Origin of the sequence: Anaplasma marginale str. Florida, from assembly GCF_000215485.1 — a bacterium.
Lineage (GTDB): Bacteria > Pseudomonadota > Alphaproteobacteria > Rickettsiales > Anaplasmataceae > Anaplasma > Anaplasma marginale.
This window is the reverse complement of sequence record NZ_AFMS01000119.1, coordinates 1-748: the sequence shown is the minus strand read 5'-3', so window position 1 is coordinate 748 and position 748 is coordinate 1. Positions and strand designations below refer to the sequence as shown.

The following is a 748-nucleotide window of genomic DNA, read 5'->3' as shown; positions in this document are numbered from 1 at the left end:
CCTTACCGCTTAAATCAAAAAACGGACCTGTCGGGCATTTTAATAACTTCCTTCAGCTCCCCCGCGATAAATGCCTTGGGAAGCTTGGCTATGTCCTCATCCTCGCCACTGTCACCGAGAGCAGGAACACAAACAGCCTGCACAAACGCCAAAATAGCCACAAAAACCAAGGGTCGGCAGACCACCGATAGGAAGCTCCTACCCATCCGCAAACGCCTCATCCCAGGTACCCTCCGTTGCAGCGCGCGAATACTCCGTAACCCGATTCTCGAAAAAGTTAGTATGCTCAACCCCATTAAGAATCTCATCAAGCCACGGCAAAGGATTCACGTTATCACCATATATGGGCTCCAGATCAAGTTGCTTGAGCCTTCTGTTTGCTATGTAGCGTATGTACCGCTTAACCTCAGCCGCAGAAAGCCCTTCAACATCCCCCAAAGCGAAGGCGAGGTCGATGAATTCATCTTCCAGCGAAACGATAACCCGGCAGGCACCGTAAAGCTCTTCACGCAAATTCTCATCCCATATCTCCTGGTTTTCGTGAATGAAGGTGTTAAACAGCCTAATGATAGACTCAGTGTGCAGCGTCTCATCCCTGGCGGACCAGGCTATAATCTGCCCCATCCCCTTCATCTTACCAAAACGCTGGAAATTCAGCAAAATCGCAAACGAGGCGAAAAGCTGCAGACCCTCAGTGAAGGCGCCAAACACAGCCAAGGTTTTCGCTACATGCCTCTTGTCACCCTTC

General features: G+C 50.4%; 2 protein-coding genes. Both read right to left on the bottom strand.

The annotated features are described in order from the left end of the window. Positions 1-14: 14 nt before the first annotated feature. Entirely contained in the window at positions 15-206 is a 192-nt protein-coding gene (locus tag GAC_RS03200; RefSeq protein WP_037349449.1) for a hypothetical protein, read from the bottom strand. After that, positions 199-748 (bottom strand): ribonucleotide-diphosphate reductase subunit beta (locus GAC_RS03195; RefSeq protein WP_037349448.1); only part of this gene is annotated, 550 nt, incomplete at its 5' end. The genes GAC_RS03195 and GAC_RS03200, both read right to left, overlap by 8 nt.